The organism is Streptomyces sp. NPDC094143 (assembly GCF_040303825.1).
In the GTDB taxonomy this organism is placed as follows: Bacteria; Actinomycetota; Actinomycetes; order Streptomycetales; family Streptomycetaceae; genus Streptomyces.
The window spans coordinates 70391-88430 of the sequence record NZ_JBEOTZ010000017.1; the positions used below are offsets into that span (position 1 = coordinate 70391).

Sequence of the window (18040 nt, forward strand, 5' to 3'; positions counted from 1 at the left end):
TCACCGGGCGTTCGCCGTCACTTCCCGCCGCGGGCGAGGAAGGACAGCAGATCCTGCCGGCTCACCACGCCGGTCGGCTTGCCCTCGACCAGGACGATCGCCGCGTCCGCCTTGCCCAGCACGGCCATCAGGTCCGCGACCGGCTCACCGGAGCCGACCTGCGGCAGCGGGGCGGACATGTGCTTCTCCAGCGGGTCGTCGAGCGAGGCGCTCTTGCTGAACAGCGCGTCCAGCAGCTCGCGTTCGACCACGGATCCGACGACCTCGGCGGCCATCACGTCGGGGTGCCCGGCGCCCGGCTTGACGACCGGCATCTGCGAGACGCCGTACTCGCGCAGCACGTCGATGGCCTGACCGACCGTCTCCTCCGGGTGCATGTGGACGAGGGAGGGCATGCGGTCGCCCTCCTTGTCGTTCAGGACGTCGCCGACGCGGGCGCTCGGGCCCGTGTCCTCCAGGAAGCCGTAGTCGGCCATCCACTCGTCGTTGAAGATCTTGCTGAGGTAGCCGCGGCCGCTGTCCGGCAGCAGCACCACCACGACGTCGTCCTCGCCGAGCCGCGCGGCGACCTCCAGCGCGGCCACGACCGCCATGCCGCAGGAGCCGCCCACCAGCAGGCCCTCCTCCTTGGCCAGGCGGCGGGTCATCTGGAAGGAGTCCTTGTCGGACACGGCGACGATCTCGTCCGCGACGGTGCGGTCGTAGGCGGTGGGCCAGAAGTCCTCACCGACGCCCTCGACGAGGTACGGCCGGCCGGAGCCGCCGGAGTAGACGGAGCCCTCCGGGTCGGCGCCGATGACCTTGACCTTGCCGTCGCTGGCCTCCTTCAGGTAGCGGCCGGTGCCGGAGATGGTGCCGCCGGTGCCGACGCCCGTCACGAAGTGGGTGATCTTCCCCTCCGTCTGCTCCCACAGCTCGGGGCCCGTGGAGTGGTAGTGGGAGAGCGGGTTGTTCGGGTTGGAGTACTGGTCGGGCTTCCAGGCGCCGGGCGTCTCACGGACCAGCCGGTCGGAGACGTTGTAGTAGGAGTCCGGGTGCTCGGGGTCCACCGCGGTGGGGCACACCACGACCTCGGCGCCGTAGGCGCGCAGCACGTTGATCTTGTCGGTGCTCACCTTGTCGGGGCACACGAAGATGCACTTGTACCCCTTCTGCTGGGCCACGATGGCGAGCCCTACGCCGGTGTTGCCGCTGGTCGGCTCGACGATCGTGCCGCCGGGCTTGAGCGCGCCGCTCTCCTCCGCCGCCTCGATCATGCGCAGGGCGATGCGGTCCTTCACCGAACCGCCGGGGTTGAAGTACTCCACCTTGGCCAGGACGGTCGCCCTGATGCCCTTGGTCACGCTGTTGAGCCTCACCAGCGGGGTGTTGCCGACGAGACTGATCATCGAGTCGTGAAATCGCACCGTTGTCTCCGGATGCCGCAAAAGTTTCGGTCGTAGTGTGCCGCCAGCCTATGACCTCGCCGTCGCCCGTGACGGTCGTTCACTCCCCGTCGAGATTCGACGACCCCCTGTACGGGGCAAGCACTGGGTGTACGGGTTCGAGGAGGTGGCGGCGACGCATGTCGAACATGTCGAGGGCGAGGGTGGCCCGGCGGATCGCGGCCGGCGCCGCGTACGGCGGCGGCGGGATCGGTCTGGCCGGTGCGGCCACCGTGGGGCTGGTGCTGGCCGAGGTGCAGCTGGCCCGGCGCCGGGTGGGCAACGGCACATCGGGACACGTGCCGAACGCGGACGGGTTGTACGGCCGGACGTACGCCGTCTCCTCCGAGCTTCCGCCGCTGCGGCTGACCATGCTGGGTGATTCCACGGCCGCCGGCCAGGGCGTGCACCGGGCCGGGCAGACGCCGGGGGCGCTGCTCGCCTCGGGGGTAGCGGCGCTGGCCGAGCGCCCGGTGGAGCTGCGCACGGTGGCGCTGCCGGGGGCCCGGTCGGACGACCTGGACCGCCAGGTGGCCCTGGTGCTGGCCGGTCCCGGCCCGGTGCCCGACATCTGCGTGATCATGATCGGCGCCAACGACGTCACCCACCGCATGCCCCCGACCCGCTCGGTGCGCTGCCTGGCCTCGGCGGTACGGCGGCTGCGCACGGCCGGCGCGGAGGTCGTCGTGGGCACCTGTCCCGACCTGGGCACCATCGAGCCGGTCCGGCAACCGTTGCGCTGGCTGGCCAGACGGACCTCCCGCCAGCTGGCGGCCGCCCAGACGATCGGCGTCGTCGAGCAGGGCGGCCGCACGGTGTCCCTGGGCGACCTGCTGGGCCCCGAGTTCGCCGCGAACCCGCGGGAGCTGTTCGGCCCGGACTACTACCACCCCTCCGCCGAGGGCTACGCGACGGCGGCGATGGCGGTCCTGCCGACCGTCTGCGCCGCGCTCGGCCTCTGGCCGGCCGAGGAGGAGCGCCCGGACGCCTCCCGCCGCGAGGGCTTCCTGCCGGTGGCGCGGGCGGCCGCGGAGGCCGCCGCGGAAGCCGGTACGGAGGTCGCGGCGGCCATGCCGGCCGGCCCGCGCGGCCCGTGGGCCCTGCTGAAGCGCCGGCGCCGCCGGCGGTTGCCCGAGCAGGAACCGGCGCCCGCGACGCCCTCGGTCTGAAGGCGGGGCGGACCGTCGGCCAAGCAAGCGCTTGGAAACTGCGGCCAGGGTCACACCGCGACACCCGTGACCCGGCCCATACGTACGGGTAACTTCCCAGTCAGCCCTGCCCGACCACCCGGTACGTCAATGGAGCCGTGATGCCCGAAGCCGTGATCGTCTCAGCCGCCCGCTCCCCCATCGGCCGCGCCGTCAAGGGCTCCCTCAAGGACCTCCGCCCGGACGACCTCGCCGCCACGATCGTCCAGGCCGCCCTCGCCAAGGTCCCCGAGCTGGACCCGAAGGACATCGACGACCTGATGCTCGGCTGCGGTTTGCCCGGCGGCGAGCAGGGCCACAACCTCGGGCGCATCGTCGCCGTGCAGATGGGCATGGACCACCTGCCGGGCTGCACGATCACCCGCTACTGCTCGTCCTCCCTGCAGACCTCGCGCATGGCCCTGCACGCCATCAAGGCGGGCGAGGGCGACGTCTTCATCTCGGCGGGCGTCGAGATGGTCTCCCGCTACGCGCACGGCAGCTCCGACATGCCGGGCACCCACAACCCGCTCTTCGCCGAGGCCGAGGCCCGCACCGCCGAGACCGCCCAGTCCGAGGGCTCCACCTGGCACGACCCGCGCGAGGACGGCCTGCTGCCCGACCCGTACATCGCGATGGGCCAGACCGCCGAGAACCTGGCCCGCGCCAAGGGCGTCACCCGCCAGGACATGGACGAGTTCGGCGTCCGCTCGCAGAACCTCGCCGAGGAGGCCATCAAGAACGGCTTCTGGGAGCGCGAGATCACCCCGGTGACCCTGCCCGACGGCACGGTCGTCAGCAAGGACGACGGCCCCCGCGCGGGCGTCACCCTGGAGGGCGTGCAGGGCCTCAAGCCGGTCTTCCGCCCCGACGGCATGGTCACCGCCGGCAACTGCTGCCCGCTGAACGACGGCGCCGCCGCACTCGTGATCATGTCCGACACCAAGGCCCGCGAGCTCGGCCTCACCCCGCTCGCCCGGATCGTCTCGACCGGGGTCTCCGGCCTCTCCCCCGAGATCATGGGTCTCGGCCCGGTGGAGGCGAGCAAGCAGGCCCTGCGGCGGGCCGGGCTGACCATCGACGACATCGACCTGGTCGAGATCAACGAGGCCTTCGCCGCCCAGGTGATCCCCTCCTACCGGGACCTGGACATCCCGCTGGAGAAGCTGAACGTCAACGGCGGCGCCATCGCCGTCGGCCACCCCTTCGGCATGACCGGCGCCCGCATCACCACCACGCTCATCAACTCGCTGCAGTTCCACGACAAGCAGTTCGGCCTGGAGACGATGTGCGTCGGCGGCGGCCAGGGCATGGCCATGGTCATCGAGCGCCTCAGCTGAGCGGCGCACCGTAGCCGCATTACCACCGACCGTGAGGCCGTGGCCCAGAACCCGGGAAACTCCTGGGTTCTGGGCCGTTTTGTGATCCAATCTCCCCCAGGATGTGACCTATCTCCCTCTGCTCCGACAGAAGCCCAGGTCACAGCAGCCCCACCCCCTCCCCCGCGACCGAAGCCCTGTCCGTTTCGTGACGTTACGCACTGACAGTTGGTTAGTCCGCCCTTCAAGCTGATGTAGGAAGTCGGGGGTCGACTTTGAACCGGGAGTACGTCAGTGAGCGCCATGCCGATCGCGTTGCTGGTCACCACGGCCGCCACGGGCGCCGTGGGCGTCGCCGTCCTGCGCACCGTTCTGCAGCTGCGCCGGCAGGTCGCGGCCCTGCACACCGCGCTGGCCGAGAACCGCGCCGCCACCACCCGCGCCCTGCTGCCCGCCGCCCGTACCACCGCCGACACCGAGGAGATACGGGCTGCCGTGGCCGCGGCGCTGGCCGAGGAGCGGGAGCGCGAGCTGGCCGAGGCGCGGGCGTTCTGGGCCGCCCAGGAGGCCCGTGACGCCTCGGACGCGCCCTCCCTGCTGGGCCTGGGCGACACCGACCTGTTCCTGCCCCGGCAAGCCGATCTCGCGGGCCTGGAGCCGCTCGCCGAGTCCGGCGCGGACGCCGACGAGCCGAGCGTGCGGGACACGCCCTCCGAGTCCGCCGAGCTGGCCGCGGCCCGTCGCCGCCACCCCTCCCACCCGGACTTCGTGCCGAATCCGTCGCCCGTCGTGGGCGACCACGAGCGCACGGTGGCCACCCTGGAGGAGCTGGCCGCCTCCCGCGTCGAACTCACGGACGTCCGCCCGGGCCCTCTGGGCACGCTGGACGTGTACGTCTTCGCCGACGGCACGACCCTGTGCATGACCCCGGGCCACCGGGAGACGGCGGAGCGTCTGGCCGCCGCACTCCGGGCCGGGGTGACCCCGATCCTGCTGGGCGGCTCCGGCATCTCCGGCGCGTACACCCTGACGTTCGAGTGCGGCGAGGAGAACGTCTACATTTTGGCGGACCGGGTCATCGCGTCGGTTTGAGGGGCGCGGGGAACCGCGCGACCAGCCACGACAGGGCCGCACCCGCGAACGAAGCTCAGACCCCCGCCCGCTTCTGCGCCTCCTCCACCAACCGCACCGCCTCGTCGACCTCGGCATCGCCGGGAATCACCACCGCCAGATCATGCCCGGCAACGGTGATCTGGTCCGCCGCCGCGAACATCCCCGCGTCCGGCATCTCCCGGGGCTCGATGCCCTCCAGGACCTGCGCCCTGCGGGCCAGCTCGCGGGCCAGTCCGAGAGCCTCGGCGGCAGCGCCCCGCTGCAGCCGGCTCTGGGGCGCGGCCCTCAATCGATCGGCGAAGTGATCCACCGCACGGGTCAGAGGCGTCGTATCAACCACGCCGCGAGCGTACGCGTCGTACCGGGACTGTTGCCAACGGGCGAACACTCAGGCACGGTGACCTGAAGGACCGGCTTACATCCCAGCGTCCGGAGGCGCCGATGTCCCAAGTCTTCTCCGAAGAGACCCACCGCAACATGCTCGCCCGCATCCCCCACTGCACCGGTCGTGAGATCTCCGACTGGTTGCGCACCGTCGAAGAAGGCCCGGCACTCTTCCGCTTCGAGGAAAAGGTCAGCTGGCTCCGGCACGAACACAACCTGGCGTACGGCCACGCCAAGGCGATCATCCACGAGTACGACCTGAGGAGGGCCGCGCGCAAGCTGCTCTAGGCGCGCGCACCGCTCCGGGTCCGTACGCCCGGACGACGAAGGGCCCCGGCCGGAGCCGGGGCCCTTCGCGCACGACGGTGGAGGACTAGTCGCTGCTGTTGAGGATCGAGATGAGCCTCAGGAACTCCAGGTAGATCCAGACCAGCGTCAGCGTCAGGCCGAAGGCCGCGAGCCACGCCTCCTCGCGCGGGGCGCCGTAGGCGACGCCGTCCTCGACCTGCTTGAAGTCCAGGGCGAGGAAGCAGGCACCGAGGATGATGCCGATGATGCCGAAGACGACACCGAGGGCACCGCTGCGGAAGCCGAGGCCGTCACCGCCGCCGAACACCGCGAACAGCAGGTTCACGGTCATCAGCAGGATGAAGCCGAGCGCGGCCGCCATCACGAAGCCGTAGAAGCGCCGGTTGACGCGGATCCAGCCGGCCTTGTAGGCGATCAGCACACCGGCGAAGACCGCCATGGTGCCGATCACGGCCTGCATGGCGGCGCCGTCGGCGATGCGGTTGTCGACGATGTTGGACACCACGCCGAGGAAGACACCCTCGAACGCGGCGTACGTCAGGATCAGCGCCGGCGAGGCCTTGCGCTTGAAGGACTGGACGAACGCGAGGACCATGCCGATCAGCGCGGCGCCGATACCGATGCCGTAGCTGCGGCTGATGTTGGCGTCGTCGACCGGCAGCAGGGCCCAGGAGAGCGCCGCGGTGACGATGAGCACACCGAGCGTGGTCGCCGTGCGCAGGACGACGTCGTCGATGGTCATCCGGCCGGTGGTGACCGGGGCCTGCGGCGGCGCGCCGTGCTGCAGGTCCTGCTGGGCGTAAGGGTTCTGCGCGTACGGGTTCTGCGCGTACGGGTTGCCCGTCGGCTGCTGCGCGTACGGGTTGCCCTGCGTGGCGACAGCGGGACCCCCGGCCTGCGGCGCGGTGTTGAAGCCCGCGTAGCCGTTGTCGCGGCTGAACCCCCGTCGCGAGAAGACCGGGTTTCTGCTCCTCATTTCACTCCTCCATGGCCACACAACATGGCCTTGGCTCAAGAGTAATAGGTAGGCAAAGGAATGACCCTACTGCTTGGGGAGGATCTTTCCCTCGTCGTGCAGCGCAACACGCTACGCCGCTTCGTGATTCCCCCGACCGGAGGGGCTCATTCATCCCTGGTCGAGCGGGAACCCCGTGTAGGCCTCCGCGAAGTCCGTCTCGGCGGCGCGGGAGGAGGCGATCCGCTCCAGCCGGGCCAGCTGGAGCCGGTCCTCGAAGGGCGTGGCCCCGGGAAGGCGGTGCAGCAGGGTCGTCATGTCGTAGGAGAACCGCTCGGCCTGCCAGATCCGGCGCAGGCAGGTTCGCGAGTAGGCGTCGAGCAGCTCGGGTGAGCCGGTCTGTCGCTGGTGGACGAGGGCCCGGGCGAAGGTGACGACGTCGCCGACGGCGAGGTTCAGCCCTTTGGCGCCGGTCGGCGGGACGATGTGCGCGGCGTCCCCGGCGAGGAAGAGGCGGCCGTGGCGCATGGGCTCGTGGACGTAGGAGCGCATGGGGGTGACCGACTTCTGGGTGATCGGGCCGCGCTCCAGGCGCCAGTCGTCGGCGGTCTCGAAGCGGCGCTCCAGCTCGTCCCAGATCTCCTCGTCGCTCCACGCCCCGGCGTCGGTGCCGTCGGGCACCTGGAGGTAGAGGCGGGAGACGGACGGCGAGCGCATGGACAGCAGGGCGAAGCCGCGGTCGTGGCGGGCGTAGACCAGCTCGTCGTGCGAGGGCGGCACGTCGGCGAGGATGCCGAGCCAGCCGAAGGGGTACGTCCGTTCGAACACTCGGGTGAGCCCAGCGGGGATCGCCCGGCGGGACACGCCCCAGAAGCCGTCGCAGCCGACGACGTAGGAGCACTCCAGGACGTCCTCGCGGCCCTGATGCCGGAAGCGGACGCGCGGGGCGTCCGTGTCCGCGTCCTCGACGGCCAGCGCCTCGGCCTCGAAGAGCAGCGGCCCGCCCTGCGCCAGCCGCAGGGCGATGAGGTCCTTGCAGACCTCGGTCTGGGCGTAGACCGTCACGGACCGGCCGCCGGTGAGGCCGGGGAAGTCGACACGGTGGCGCTTGCGGTCGAAGCGGAGTTCGATGCCGTCGTGGCGCAGTCCCTCGCGGTCCATGCGCTCCCCGGCGCCGGCCGCGCGCAGCACGTCCACCGTGCCCTGCTCCAGGATCCCGGCACGCTGCCGCCGCTCGACGTAGGCGCGGTCGTGGCTCTCCAGGACGACCGCGTCGACGCCGGCGTTGTGCAGCAGCCGGGCGAGCAGGAGTCCGGCGGGTCCGGCTCCGATGATGCCGACGGTGGTGCGCATCGGGCGCCTTCTTCCTCGGGTCCGCAGGGCCCGGCTCCCGTGTTCGCGTAGTGAAGAATATTTCACTACTTTCTGATGTGAGTTTCTGACGGCATGGGACCGCTGTCAACGGGCATGCGGTGAACACTTCAACGAAGCATGCAGGGGTCGGAAGGTGCCCGGAGCCGGACTCGAACCGGCACGCCCGCGAAGGGGCAGCGAGGTTTAAGCTCGCCGTGTCTGCATTCCACCATCCGGGCAGGCCATGGGCTCCGCATCGAGGTTCCGAGACTATCGGGACGCATCCCCCGAACAGCGGACGGGCGGACCGATGTTGTCTTATTTTATTGACGTCTGAGGGTGCATCAGCCCGCGGAACGCGCCATCCGCACTTGCCAATAGCCTTACGCGCGCCGGTGGGCGGCGTATGCGGAATGACGGAATTTCACCGCTTGAACGAGGGCACTCCACCTGTTCTCGACACCCGGACGCAGCGGTTCCCGACAGAGGGGCTCTCCGGGGCCGTTCGTCATTCCCAGGTATGACACCGCCGCGCTCCGTCAGACCGAAGTCGGCCCCGAGAACCGGAACTACGGGTGACTACAGGGCGGCGTGGGACCCGGACGATGGAACACGTCCCTCCCGCACACCGCCGTCCGACAGGAGTCCCATCCCGTGACCACCGCATCCCTCGCCGACCGGGCCACCACCGTGGCCGCGCGCGCCACGGATCTGTCGAAGATCTACGGACAGGGTGAGACCCAGGTGGTCGCCCTGGACCAGGTCTCCATCGACTTCCGGCAGGCCGAGTTCACCGCGATCATGGGCCCCTCCGGTTCCGGCAAGTCGACCCTGATGCACTGCGTTGCCGGTCTCGACACCTTCTCCTCCGGGTCGGTGCGCATCGGCGAGACCGAGTTGGGCTCCCTGAAGGACAAGCAGCTGACCAAGCTGCGCCGGGACAAGATCGGCTTCATCTTCCAGGCGTTCAACCTGCTGCCGACCCTGACGGCCCTGGAGAACATCACCCTCCCGATGGACATCGCGGGCCGCAAGCCGGACAAGCAGTGGCTGGACTCCGTGATCGGCATGGTCGGCCTGGCCGACCGGCTGGGCCACCGGCCCGCCCAGCTCTCCGGCGGCCAGCAGCAGCGCGTCGCCGTGGCCCGGGCACTGGCCTCCCGGCCCGAGATCATCTTCGGGGACGAGCCCACCGGCAACCTCGACTCCCGCTCCGGCGCCGAGGTGCTGGGCTTCCTGCGCAACTCCGTGCGGGAGATGGGCCAGACGGTGGTCATGGTGACCCACGACCCGGTGGCCGCGGCCTACGCGGACCGGGTGGTCTTCCTGGCGGACGGCCGGATCGTCGACGAGATGCACCGGCCGACGGCCGAGACGGTCCTGGACCGCATGAAGGCGTTCGACGCCAAGGGCCGCACGAGCTGATCCCCCGCCAGGACCGACAGGACTGAGAAACGCCACCATGTTCCGTACCGCCTTGCGCAACGTCCTCGCGCACAAGGCCCGGTTGCTGATGACCGTGCTCGCCGTGATGCTCGGCGTCGCGTTCGTCTCCGGCACCCTGGTCTTCGCCGACACCCTCTCCCACGCCTTCCGCAACCAGTCGGCGAAGAGCTACGACGACGTCGCCGTCTCCGTCACCTCGCACGCCGACCCGGACAACCCCGAGCAGGAACCGGGCCTGACCGGCAAGTTCCTCGACGAGATCTCCGCCGTGGACGGCGTGGCCGGGGTGTACGGCCGCGTCGAGGGCTTCGCCGGGGTCGCCGACCCCGACGGCAAGCTCATCGGCGTCGGCTGGTCCAACAAGGGCTCCAACTTCGCCCCCGGCAAGGACGGCAAGGACGCCGCCTACACGTTCACCGACGGCTCCGGCCCGGTGAAGGACGACCAGATCGCCCTGGACGAGGAGTCCGCCGCCAAGGGCGAGTACAAGGTCGGTGACCGGGTGCGCGTAGCGACCAACGGCCCGGTGAAGGAGTACACCCTCAGCGGGGTGTTCACCACCGAGGACGGCGCCGTCAACGCCGGCGGCAGCCTGGTCCTCTTCGACACCGCCGTCGCCCAGAAGCAGTACCTGGCGCCGGGCTACTTCGAGAGCGTCACCGTCACCGCCGCCCCGGGCGCCGACGACGCGAGGATCCTGGACGCGGTCAAGCCGCTGCTGCCGGACACCGCCGAGGCGCAGACCGGCCAGGCGCTCGCCGACGAGCAGGCCGAGCAGATCGAGCAGGGCATGGGCAACCTCAAGCAGGTCCTGCTCGGCTTCGCGGGCATCGCGCTCTTCGTCGGGATCTTCCTGATCTCCAACACGTTCACGATGCTGGTCGCCCAGCGCACGAAGGAGATCGCCCTGATGCGCGCCGTCGGCGCGTCCCGCAGGCAGGTCACCCGCTCGGTGCTGGCCGAGGCCGCTCTGGTGGGCCTGGTCGCCTCGGCCGTCGGCTTCGCCCTCGGCATCGGCCTGGCGGTCGGGCTGCGCTCCGGCATGGCCGCGTTCGACATGAAGATGCCGGACGGTCCGCTGGTGCTGTCCGCCACGCCGGTGATCGCGGCGTTCGCGGTGGGCGTGCTGCTCACGATGCTCGCCGCCTGGCTGCCCGGCCGCCGGGCAGCGAAGATCCCGCCGGTGGCGGCCATGAACAGTGTCCACGCGGCGGCCACCACCAAGTCGCTGGTGCTGCGCAACTCCATCGGTGCGGCCGTCACCGCCCTCGGCGCGGCGGGGATCGTGGCGGGTGCCTCGACCGGCGGTGACGACGGCCGGATGTACATCGGGGCGGGCGCGTTCCTCGCGCTGATCGGCGTGATCATCCTGATCCCGCTGCTGTCCCGGCCCGTGATCGCGCTCGTCCGTCCGCTCCTCGTCGGTCCCTTCGGGGTGGCGGGCAAGCTCGCCGGCCAGAACGCGGTCCGCAACCCGCGCCGCACCGGGGCCACCGCCTCGGCCCTGGCGATCGGGCTGACGCTGGTGACCGGCCTGTCGGTGCTCGGCATCACGGTCGGCACGGCCATCGACAAGATGACCACCAACAACATCAAGGCCGACTACATGGTCTCCATGGCCAACGGCGGTGACCTCGACCGGTCGGCGCTGACGGCACTGCAGAAGGCCGAGGGCGTGTCGGCGGTCTCGCCGCAGCAGGACGCCTACTTCCAGGTCGACGGCAAGGACTACGTGTCCGCCTCGGCCGTCACCCCGGGCGACATCGGGAAGGTCCTGACCGTCGACGTCGTCAGCGGCACCGTGGATTCCCTCGCCCAGGGCCGGATCGCGGTCGCCGAGAAGACCGCGAAGAGCCGGGGCTGGAAGACCGGCGACAGCCTCCCCGTCACCTTCGGCGACGACCAGAAGGCCACGCTGACGGTCGGCGCCGTCTACAAGGACAGCGAGTTCCTCTCCCCCGTCCTCATCGACCGGAAGATCGTGGACCGGCATGAGACGAAGCCGTCCATCATGCAGATCTTCGTGAAGATCGACGGCGGCCAGACCGCGGCGAACGAACAGGTCCTCATCGACGCGCTGGGCGACAACCCGGCGATCACCGTGATGGACAAGCAGGACATCCGCGACGAGTTCGGCGGCGCCATCAGCACCCTGCTGAACGTCATGTACGGCCTGCTGGCGATGGCCCTGATCATCGCGGTGCTGGGCGTCGTGAACACCCTCGCGATGTCGGTCTTCGAACGGCAGCAGGAGATCGGCATGCTGCGCGCCATCGGCCTGGACCGGCGCCGGGTGAAGCGGATGGTCCGCCTGGAGGCCGTCGTCATCTCGGTGTTCGGCGCGGTGGTCGGCATCGGTCTCGGGGCGTTCCTCGGCTGGGCCGTCGGCGAGACCTTCGCCGACCAGATCCCGGGGTACGCGCTGGTCCTGCCCTGGGACCGGATCGGGATCTTCCTGGTGCTGGCCGGCCTGGTGGGCGTCCTGGCCGCGATGTGGCCGGCCCGCAACGCCGCCCGGCTGAACATGCTGAACGCGATCAAGGCCGAGTGACCTCGCGGCTCCTGTGAACGCCGAAGGGCCGGGCTCCGCCGTGACGGGCGCCCGGCCCTTCGGTCGTGCGCGGCTCAGTCCGCGGCGGGCACGCCCCAGGTGCGGGCCCGCAACGGCATCCCGGAGGTACCCGATTCCGGGGTCCGGACGGCCAGGACCTGGTTGACGCCGATGCGGTTGCGCTCGAAGGCCAGGGCGGAGGCGGCCATGTAGAGGCGCCAGACGCGGGCGCGGCCGGGGCTGGTGAGCTGGACGGCGCGCGCCCAGTCGGCCTCCAGCCGGGCCACCCACCGGCGCAGGGTGAGCGCGTAGTGCTCGCGGATCGACTCGACGTCGCGCACCTCGAACCCGGCGCGCTCCAGCAGCGCGACGGTGCTGCCGACGGGCTGGAGTTCACCGTCGGGGAAGACGTAGGAGTCGATGAACGCGTCGACGCGGTACGCCGTCTCGTCGCGCTGCGGGCGGCGGGCGATCTGGTGGTTCAGCAGGCGTCCGCCGGGCTTGAGCAGGTCGAACAGGGTGGCGGCGTACTCCAGGTAGCGGTCGGCGCCGACGTGTTCGGCCATGCCGATGGAGGAGATCGCGTCGTACGGCCCGTCGGGGACGTCGCGGTAGTCCTGGACGCGGATCTCGACCATGTCGGTGAGGCCCTCGTCGGCGACGCGCTTGCGGGCGTAGGCGGCCTGCTCCTGGGAGAGCGTGATGCCGATGACGCTCACGCCGTGCTCGCGGGCTGCGTGCACGGCCATCGAGCCCCAGCCGCAGCCCACGTCGAGCAGCCGCTGACCGGGCTTCAGGTCCAGCTTGCGGCAGACGAGTTCGAGCTTGTCGTGCTGGGCCTGTTCGAGGGTGGCGTCCGGGGCGGGCCAGTAGGCGCAGGAGTACACCATGGACGGGCCCAGGACGATCTCGTAGAAGTCGTTGCCGACGTCGTAGTGGTGGCTGATGGCGCGTCTGTCGGTGCGCTTGGTGTGCAGGTGGCGGCGGGGGCTGCGGGTCTCCTCGCGCGGCGGGGCGGGCGGCAGCGGGGAGCCGGCCAGCCGGACGAGTTCGCGTACCGCGGCACGGACCTCCGGCTCGCGCAGGGCCTGGGCGAGGGTGCGGGCGTCCTCGCCGCGCTCCCAGATCAGCCCGGACAGCAGGTCGAGGGTGGCGTAGAGGTCGCCCTCGATGTCGAGGTCGCCGGCCACCCAGGCGCGGGCCAGGCCCAGTTCGCCGGGCTTCCACAGCAGACGGCGCAGGGCTCGGCGGTTGCGTACGACCAGGGTGGGGGCGCCCGGCGGGCCCGCCTGCGAGCCGTCCCAGGCGCGGATGCGCACGGGAAGCGGTCCGTCCAGCACCTGTGCGAAGAGGCTCTGCAGCCGCTGCGCGGCGTCTGCCATGGTGTACACCTCCGATAGGGGTGTCCCCTGCTCGAGCGAGGTCGAGAGCTTGGGGAAGGGGATCCCGGAATGTCCGACACCACGTAAACACCTGCCGCCCGCCGTCGCAGTCCCCGGCACGCGTCATGACTGGGCAAAACCGCTTGTTCGCCCGCCCGGAGGCGCCGGGCGGAAAAACGCCGAAGGGCCCCTCGCACCACGGACGGCGAGGGGCCCTTCCAGGGCAGGGGTGGACCGGAGGTCAGGAGGCCTTGGCCTTCTCCTCGGTCTTCTCCTTCGGCGCGGCGGCGACCGGGGCCGGCTTGGCGGCCTCGTAGAACTCCTCGCGCGGCGTCTCGATGGCGCCGAGCGAGACGACCTCGCGCTTGAGGAACATGCCGAGGGTCCAGTCGGCGAAGACGCGGATCTTGCGGTTCCAGGTCGGCATCGCCAGGCCGTGGTAGCCACGGTGCATGTACCAGGCGAGACGGCCCTTGAGCTTGATCTTCATCTTGCCCATGACGATCATCGCGACGCCCTTGTGCAGGCCGAGGCCGGCCACCGCGCCCTTGTTGGCGTGCGCGTACTCCTTCTGCGGGAAGCCCCGCATGCCGGAGAGGACGTTGTCACCGAGCACCTTGGCCTGGCGCAGCGCGTGCTGGGCGTTCGGCGGGCACCAGGCGTTCTCGTTGCCCGCCTTGCGGGCGGCGAGGTCCGGGACCTGGGCGTTGTCGCCGGCGGCCCAGATGTAGTCGGTGCCCTGGACCTGGAGGGTCGGGGCGCAGTCGATGTGGCCGCGCGGACCGAGGGGCAGGCCGTAGCGGGCCAGGACCGGGTTGGGCTTGACGCCGGCGGTCCAGACGATGGTGTTGGAGTCGACCTCGAGGCCGTTCTTGAGCACCACGTGGCCGTCGACGCAGGAGTCCATGGAGGTCGACAGGTAGACCTCGACGCCGCGGCCCTCCAGGTGCTCCTTGCCGTACTTGCCGAGCTTGGGACCCACCTCGGGGAGGATCTTGTCGGCGGCGTCGACGAGGATGAAGCGCATGTCCTCGCGGGACACGTTCTTGTAGTACTTGGCCGCGTCGCGGGCCATGTCCTCGACCTCACCGATGGTCTCGGCACCGGCGAACCCGCCGCCCACGAAGACGAAGGTGAGCGCCTTGCGGCGGATCTCCTCGTCGGTGGTGGAGTCGGCCTTGTCCAGCTGCTCGAGGACGTGGTTGCGCAGGCCGATGGCCTCCTCGATGCCCTTCATGCCGATGCCCTGCTCGGCGAGGCCGGGGATCGGGAAGGTGCGGGAGACCGCGCCGAGCGCGACCACCAGGTAGTCGAAGGGCAGCTCGTAGGCCTCGCCGACCAGCGGGGAGACCGTGGCGACCTTGCGGTCCTGGTCGATGGTGGTGACCCGGCCGGTGAGGACCTCCGCCCTGGGCAGCACGCGTCGCAGCGGGACGACGACGTGGCGGGGGGAGATGTTGCCGGCGGCGGCTTCGGGGAGGAAGGGCTGGTAGGTCATGTACGACCGGGGGTCGACGACCGTGACGGTCGCCTCGCCGTAACGCATCTTCTTGAGGATGCGCCGAGCTGCGTACAGGCCTACGTACCCACCGCCTACTACGAGGATCCTGGGACGCTCCGTGGTGCTCATGCCATCGAGTATCCACCCGCCTCAGGGGGGTGGCTCGTGCGCCCCTTCACAAGGTTGTTCAAGGGGTGTGCTATCCTCCGCCGCCCGCGTGATCCACGTCATGGTGACAACCGGAACCGTTTGTGCACCGCCCGCCGTTGTCAATGCCGCGTGAGCTGCCTCTCTGGGTCTCGCGAGCCCCTGTGAGGGCCTCCTGGGCCTCGCTCGGGGGACCTTTCCGGCGCCCTCCATACCATGCTTCTGAACATGTTCAAAGGGCCGTTCGGCCCCCGGACGGGTCAACGGGACCCTTTGGATCGCCCGCACGGGCCGAATTCCTTGTGAAGAACTTCACGAACTTTCCCGACGGACTGTCGCCGGGGGGTTCCCGCAGGCCCCCCGGAGACGCTCATTCGTGATCCATGCCTGCTCAGAAGCGGGCCAGGCCACCGACCAGGCGATGCCGTCGAGGGTTTCCCGTGCACGCGTCTCCCGTACGCGACGACGTCCACGCCTGGCTGGTGTACACGGAAGCCGGGGAGGCGGAAGCGGTTCTGGCCGACGGCGGCCCACCGTCTCCATGGCCGAGCTGCTGGCGGACCTGTTCAGCGAGCGTGGTGCGAGCGTGGTGCGAGCGTGGTGAAGGCGCCGCGTGAAGTACGCCTTCCGGTTCACTGCTGCTGCACAGCGGCAGCTTCGGGCCATCAGCCGGCACGATGCCATGCGCATCCTGACCGCGTTGACCGCGCTCGGCGACGATCCGTACCGCGAGGACGCCGATGTCAAGAAGCTCACCGGCCCGTCCGGGCTCTACCGGCTCAGGGTCGGCATGCTCCAGGGTCGCCTACCAGATCAACGATGGTGAGCTCGTCAATTTCGTCGTCAAGGTAGGCGACCGGCGGGACGTGCACCGCAGCCCGTAGGCGGTCAGGCCAAAGACCAGGCGATGCCGTCCAGGATGTCGTGCTCGCTCACGACGACCTCCTCCGCGCCGATCCGCTCCATGATCGACAGCAGTACCAGGGCCCCCGCCCCGATCACGTCGACCCGGCCCGGGTGCATGGAGGGCACGGCCGCGCGCTCGGCGTGGGTGGAGCGCAGCAGCCACTCGGTGATCCCGCGGACCCGCTCCAGGGGGACCCGGGAGTGGTGGATGGCCTCCGAGTCGTACGCGGGCAGCTCCTGGGCGATCGCCGACACGGTCGTCACGGACCCGGCAAGACCCACCAGCGTCCGCGCCTCGCGCAGCGGGACCGTCTCCTCGGCCAGGTCGAGAGCGGCCTCGATGTCCGCCCGCATCGCGGCGATCTGCTCCTCCGACGGCGGGTCGCTCACCACCCCGGCCCGGACCAGGTGCCGCTCGGTCATGCGCACGCAGCCGACGTCCACCGAGCGGGCCGCCCGGACCCGGTCGTCACCGACGACGAACTCGGTCGAGCCACCGCCGATGTCCACGACCAGGTAGGGCGTAGGGAGGTGGTCGCTCCCGGCCAGCTCCTTGGTGGCGCCGGTGAAGGAGAACTCGGCCTCCTGGTCCCCGGTGATCACCTCCGGCTCGACGCCCAGGATGTCCAGCACGCCGCGCACGAACTCGTCCCGGTTCTCGGCGTCCCGGGATGCGGAGGTGGCCACGAACCGCAGCCGCTCCGCCCCGTGCTCCTTGAGGACCGCCGCGTACTCACGGCACGCCGCGAAGGTCCGCCGCAGCGCCTCGGGGGCGAGCCGGCCGGTGCGGTCGACGCCCTGCCCGAGCCGGACGATCGTCATCCGGCGGTCCAGGTCGACGAGCTCACCGGTGGCCGGGTCGGCGTCGGCGACCAGGAGCCGGATGGAGTTGGTACCGCAGTCCACGGCGGCGACACGGGTCACTGGGCGGCCTCCTCGGCACTCGTCACACAGGCACCCTTGCGCCACCACTGCGGCAGCATGGCCAGCGCCTCGTCGCCCAGCGGGTTCACCCCGGGCCCCGCGGCCAGCGAGTGCGCCACCAGCACGTGCAGGCACTTCACCCGGTCCGGCATGCCGCCCGCGCTCGGGAAGTTCTTCAGCTCCTCGATCTCGTCGCGGCGCCGGACGTAGTCCTCGTGCGCCGCCCGGTAGGCCGCCGCCAGCTCCGGGTCCGCGGCGAGGCGCTCGGTCATCTCCTTCATCACGCCGTTCGCCTCCAGCGTGCCGATGGCCGAGTTCGCCTTCGGGCACGTCAGGTAGTACAGCGTGGGGAACGGCGTGCCGTCGGGCAGCCGCGGGGCCGTCTCGACGACGTCGGGCTGTCCGCAGGGGCAGCGGTGCGCGATGGCCCGCAGGCCGCGCGGGGGCCGACCGAGCTGCTGCTTGAAGGCCTCGACGTCCGCGTCGGTGGGCTCGGTGCGCGGGGTGGTCGGCGGGGGCGTTTCCATGACTGTCTTCAGGCTGTCTTTCTGTGGATTGGGGTCACTGACGGGGGCTCGGGCCGCTGACGACCGACGTCGCTTCGCTCACCGGTCGGAGGCGTCGGCCTTGTCGACCCCGTCCCAGACGTTCGCGTACCAGGGGCGGTCGGCCGCCCCGAGGTCGGCGCGCGACTGCTTCGCCGCGTGCGGGTCGATCATGATGAAGCCCGTCTCCCCCGGCATGACGTAGTGCAACCGCTGCCGGATCTGCTGCTCGGCGTACGCGTCGTCCTGCCAGCGCGCCTTGAGGTCGCGCAGCCGTTCGACGCGCTCGCGGGCCTGCTGCTGCTCGCGCCGCAGGTCCTCGATCTCGGCGCGCTGGGAGACGTACTGCCGCATCGGGTAGGCCAGGGCCACGATCAGCGAGCACATCACCAGGGCGAGCAGCGCGGCCCGGCCGGTCAGCCGGGAGCGGCGGGCCTGCCGCTTGGTCTGGGAACGGTAGACCCGGGCCGCGGTCTGCTCGCCGAGCAGCCGGATCCTGGTCGCGGTGGAGAACCGGTCCCGGTCCTTCACGGCCATGTCTGTCCGCCTCCCGCTGCACCGTCATACGCGCGTACGTCCCCGGACACGGTACGG

General features: G+C 70.7%; 15 protein-coding genes, 1 tRNA gene and 1 pseudogene. 7 read left to right on the forward strand and 10 right to left on the reverse strand.

The features are described from left to right. Positions 1 to 17: 17 nt before the first annotated feature. Complete coding sequence (locus ABTZ58_RS22100; protein ID WP_351359210.1) at positions 18 to 1406, reverse strand: cystathionine beta-synthase; 1389 nt, start codon at positions 1404 to 1406, stop codon at positions 18 to 20. Positions 1407 to 1564: 158 nt separating this feature from the next. Between ABTZ58_RS22100 and ABTZ58_RS22105 the strand changes: the two genes are divergently transcribed. From ABTZ58_RS22105 to ABTZ58_RS22115, 3 genes are all read left to right on the forward strand, one after another. Beyond that, entirely contained in the window at positions 1565 to 2593 is a 1029-nt protein-coding gene (locus ABTZ58_RS22105; RefSeq protein ID WP_351359213.1) for an SGNH/GDSL hydrolase family protein, read from the forward strand. 140 nt (positions 2594 to 2733) lie between these two features. Continuing rightward, complete coding sequence (locus ABTZ58_RS22110; RefSeq protein ID WP_351359216.1) at positions 2734 to 3951, forward strand: acetyl-CoA C-acetyltransferase; 1218 nt, start codon at positions 2734 to 2736, stop codon at positions 3949 to 3951. Between the two features lie 273 nt (positions 3952 to 4224). Next, on the forward strand, positions 4225 to 5022 hold the full coding sequence (locus tag ABTZ58_RS22115; protein WP_351359218.1) for a hypothetical protein: 798 nt from the start codon (positions 4225 to 4227) through the stop codon (positions 5020 to 5022). A 55-nt stretch (positions 5023 to 5077) separates the two neighbouring features. On the opposite strand, the gene ABTZ58_RS22120 is transcribed toward ABTZ58_RS22115, so the two are convergent. Then, positions 5078 to 5383, reverse strand: coding sequence for a hypothetical protein (locus tag ABTZ58_RS22120; protein ID WP_351359221.1), 306 nt, complete (start codon positions 5381 to 5383; stop codon positions 5078 to 5080). Positions 5384 to 5484: 101 nt separating this feature from the next. On the opposite strand from ABTZ58_RS22120, the gene ABTZ58_RS22125 reads away from it, so the two are divergent. Then, the gene (locus ABTZ58_RS22125) at positions 5485 to 5715 is read left to right on the forward strand and encodes a DUF4287 domain-containing protein (RefSeq protein ID WP_059424410.1); all 231 of its coding nucleotides are present in this window, start codon (positions 5485 to 5487) and stop codon (positions 5713 to 5715) included. Between the two features lie 85 nt (positions 5716 to 5800). On the opposite strand, the gene ABTZ58_RS22130 is transcribed toward ABTZ58_RS22125, so the two are convergent. From ABTZ58_RS22130 to ABTZ58_RS22140, 3 genes are all read right to left on the reverse strand, one after another. Continuing rightward, positions 5801 to 6712 carry a Bax inhibitor-1/YccA family protein gene (locus ABTZ58_RS22130; RefSeq protein ID WP_351359224.1) on the reverse strand — a complete coding sequence of 304 codons (912 nt, stop codon included), beginning with the start codon at positions 6710 to 6712 and terminating at the stop codon, positions 5801 to 5803. Between the two features lie 150 nt (positions 6713 to 6862). Beyond that, on the reverse strand, positions 6863 to 8044 hold the full coding sequence (locus ABTZ58_RS22135; protein WP_351359227.1) for a 4-hydroxybenzoate 3-monooxygenase: 1182 nt from the start codon (positions 8042 to 8044) through the stop codon (positions 6863 to 6865). A 155-nt stretch (positions 8045 to 8199) separates the two neighbouring features. Next, a tRNA-Leu gene (locus ABTZ58_RS22140) sits at positions 8200 to 8283 on the reverse strand. A gap of 415 nt (positions 8284 to 8698) precedes the next feature. On the opposite strand from ABTZ58_RS22140, the gene ABTZ58_RS22145 reads away from it, so the two are divergent. Both ABTZ58_RS22145 and ABTZ58_RS22150 read left to right on the forward strand, forming a co-directional pair. Beyond that, positions 8699 to 9469 (forward strand): ABC transporter ATP-binding protein, encoded by a 771-nt coding sequence (locus tag ABTZ58_RS22145; RefSeq protein ID WP_351359230.1) that lies wholly within the window; start codon positions 8699 to 8701, stop codon positions 9467 to 9469. Positions 9470 to 9506: 37 nt separating this feature from the next. Beyond that, entirely contained in the window at positions 9507 to 12041 is a 2535-nt protein-coding gene (locus ABTZ58_RS22150) for an ABC transporter permease (protein ID WP_351359233.1), read from the forward strand. Between the two features lie 74 nt (positions 12042 to 12115). Here ABTZ58_RS22150 and ABTZ58_RS22155 read toward each other — a convergent pair whose 3' ends face one another. Both ABTZ58_RS22155 and ABTZ58_RS22160 read right to left on the reverse strand, forming a co-directional pair. After that, the gene (locus ABTZ58_RS22155) at positions 12116 to 13423 is read right to left on the reverse strand and encodes a class I SAM-dependent methyltransferase (protein WP_351359236.1); all 1308 of its coding nucleotides are present in this window, start codon (positions 13421 to 13423) and stop codon (positions 12116 to 12118) included. A 241-nt stretch (positions 13424 to 13664) separates the two neighbouring features. Continuing rightward, positions 13665 to 15053, reverse strand: a complete 1389-nt coding sequence (locus ABTZ58_RS22160) for an NAD(P)/FAD-dependent oxidoreductase (RefSeq protein WP_351359239.1) — start codon at positions 15051 to 15053, stop codon at positions 13665 to 13667. A gap of 631 nt (positions 15054 to 15684) precedes the next feature. On the opposite strand from ABTZ58_RS22160, the pseudogene ABTZ58_RS22165 reads away from it, so the two are divergent. Further along, positions 15685 to 15955, forward strand: a pseudogene (locus tag ABTZ58_RS22165) (type II toxin-antitoxin system RelE family toxin). A gap of 4 nt (positions 15956 to 15959) precedes the next feature. Here the strand turns inward: ABTZ58_RS22165 and ABTZ58_RS22170 are convergent. From ABTZ58_RS22170 to ABTZ58_RS22180, 3 genes are all read right to left on the reverse strand, one after another. After that, entirely contained in the window at positions 15960 to 16901 is a 942-nt protein-coding gene (locus tag ABTZ58_RS22170; protein ID WP_351359242.1) for a Ppx/GppA phosphatase family protein, read from the reverse strand. Then, complete coding sequence (locus ABTZ58_RS22175; protein ID WP_351359245.1) at positions 16898 to 17428, reverse strand: DUF501 domain-containing protein; 531 nt, start codon at positions 17426 to 17428, stop codon at positions 16898 to 16900. Before ABTZ58_RS22175 ends, ABTZ58_RS22170 begins: the two co-directional genes overlap by 4 nt. 78 nt (positions 17429 to 17506) lie before the next feature. Continuing rightward, the gene (locus ABTZ58_RS22180) at positions 17507 to 17983 is read right to left on the reverse strand and encodes an FtsB family cell division protein (protein WP_351359248.1); all 477 of its coding nucleotides are present in this window, start codon (positions 17981 to 17983) and stop codon (positions 17507 to 17509) included. Positions 17984 to 18040: the final 57 nt, after the last annotated feature.

Coding starts and splice junctions, on each gene's coding strand:
- ABTZ58_RS22105 (WP_351359213.1), top strand. CDS start 1,565: ATGTCGAACATGTCGAGGGCGAGGGTGGCCCGGCGGATCGCGGCCGGC.
- ABTZ58_RS22110 (WP_351359216.1), top strand. CDS start 2,734: ATGCCCGAAGCCGTGATCGTCTCAGCCGCCCGCTCCCCCATCGGCCGC.
- ABTZ58_RS22125 (WP_059424410.1), top strand. CDS start 5,485: ATGTCCCAAGTCTTCTCCGAAGAGACCCACCGCAACATGCTCGCCCGC.
- ABTZ58_RS22130 (WP_351359224.1), bottom strand. CDS start 6,712: ATGAGGAGCAGAAACCCGGTCTTCTCGCGACGGGGGTTCAGCCGCGAC.
- ABTZ58_RS22135 (WP_351359227.1), bottom strand. CDS start 8,044: ATGCGCACCACCGTCGGCATCATCGGAGCCGGACCCGCCGGACTCCTG.
- ABTZ58_RS22150 (WP_351359233.1), top strand. CDS start 9,507: ATGTTCCGTACCGCCTTGCGCAACGTCCTCGCGCACAAGGCCCGGTTG.
- ABTZ58_RS22155 (WP_351359236.1), bottom strand. CDS start 13,423: ATGGCAGACGCCGCGCAGCGGCTGCAGAGCCTCTTCGCACAGGTGCTG.
- ABTZ58_RS22160 (WP_351359239.1), bottom strand. CDS start 15,053: ATGAGCACCACGGAGCGTCCCAGGATCCTCGTAGTAGGCGGTGGGTAC.
- ABTZ58_RS22175 (WP_351359245.1), bottom strand. CDS start 17,428: ATGGAAACGCCCCCGCCGACCACCCCGCGCACCGAGCCCACCGACGCG.
- ABTZ58_RS22180 (WP_351359248.1), bottom strand. CDS start 17,983: ATGGCCGTGAAGGACCGGGACCGGTTCTCCACCGCGACCAGGATCCGG.